This is a genomic window from Nocardia sp. NPDC046763, from assembly GCF_040645495.1.
GTDB lineage: Bacteria > Actinomycetota > Actinomycetes > Mycobacteriales > Mycobacteriaceae > Nocardia.
The window spans coordinates 1-1,500 of sequence record NZ_JBEYYI010000096.1 but is presented as its reverse complement, the minus strand read 5'-3'; the positions used below and the strand labels follow the sequence as shown (position 1 = coordinate 1,500).

The following is a 1,500-nucleotide window of genomic DNA, read 5'->3' as shown; positions in this document are numbered from 1 at the left end:
CGACCGCGAACTGCGCGGCGGTCTCGCTCTTCGCCTTGGTGCCGAATTCCGTGCTGGGGGAGATGGTCACGGTCTCGGTGCTGCAGCTCGGCGCCATCGCGCTGGGCCACCCGCTGGGCGCGACCGGTGCCAAGCTGTTCGCCTCCCTGCTCAACGAGCTGGAGCGGGTGAACGGTCGCTACGGTCTGCTCACCATCTGTGAGGGCGGCGGCACCGCCAACGTCACCATCATCGAGCGCCTGGGCTAGTCCCGGTACCGCGTTTCGGAAGCGGCACACCGCGTTTCGCGGCGCGGCGAGTCGAAGCCGCGCCGCTTTCACGTCCGGGGCCCGGCAATGTCCGCTATCGTCGGACGACGGGCCGGTCGACGGCGAAATTAGCCGGGGTGGGGACTGTGATGGAGGAGTACCTGCCGAGAAGAGGTTTCCTCCTGGGGGCCTTCGGTTTAGCGGGCATGGGCTACACGGCTTCTGCGGCCGCCGATCCGGTCCCCCTGCCCCCGCCGCCCGTGCCGCTGCCACCGCTGCCCCCGCCGACGTTCACACCGTTCAACTACCATTCGCCCGCGCTGCAGCCGTTCGTCGACGATCTGCCCATCCCCGAAACCCGGCGGGCTGCAGGGGAATTGACAGCCACCTCGGGAACCCACCGCTATCACCGGGAACTGCCGGAGACCCGCAGCTGGGGGTTCGGGCAGCCGGTGCTCGGGCCGAACCTGGAGGCACATCGGGATCAGGTGGCGCGCATCGGTTTTCGTAACGAGCTGGGCACCCATGTGCTGGCCGAACATGTGGACCTGACCATGCACGGCGTCACCGAGCTGGATCGCACCGATCCCCGCTTCACCGTGCACCTGCACGGCGGCGCGAATTCCCCCGACTCCGACGGACACCCGCTCATCGGGTGGCGCAATGGCGGCGGGCCCAGCTTCGAGTACGGCAACCGGCAGGAGGCCGCGACCCTCTGGTATCACGACCACGCCATGGGGATCACCAGGTTGAACATCCAGGCCGGGCTGGCCGGAATGTATTACCTTCGCGACGAATTCGATACCGGCCGCGACGACAACCCGATCGGCCTGCCCAGCGGCGAGTTCGAGATCCCGCTCATCGTGCAGGACCGGACCTTCAATGCCGACGGCAGCCTGCAACCCATGGTGGCCACCTACATTCCACAGGGCTACAACCAATCCGGGCAGATGGGGGACGTGTGCTGCGTGAACGGGGTGGTGTGGCCGCGGCTCGAGGTGCGGCGCACCGTCTACCGGTTCCGGCTGCTCAACGGCTCCAACTCGCGGCCCTACATCTTCGGGTTCTCCAACGGCATGCAGTTCTTCGCGATCGGCGGGGATCTGGGCCTGCTGGACCGGTCGGTGCCGACACCGTCGATCCGGGTGAGCCCCGGTCGCCGGCCCCGTCCGGGGGGTCGGGGGCGAAGCCGCCGAGGTCTGCTTCCCGGGGGTTCGGGGGGCGGAGCCCCTGAGAGCTATCGAGAGTTGGG

Annotated in this window: 1 protein-coding gene and 1 pseudogene; both read left to right on the top strand. The window is 68.4% G+C overall.

Going from position 1 to position 1,500, the window contains the following annotated elements:
• Positions 1-248, top strand: a pseudogene (locus ABZ909_RS43630) (hypothetical protein); the annotation flags it as partial.
• A 206-nt stretch (positions 249-454) separates the two neighbouring features.
• Positions 455-1,500 (top strand): multicopper oxidase domain-containing protein (locus ABZ909_RS43625; protein WP_357012391.1); only part of this gene is annotated, 1,046 nt, incomplete at its 3' end.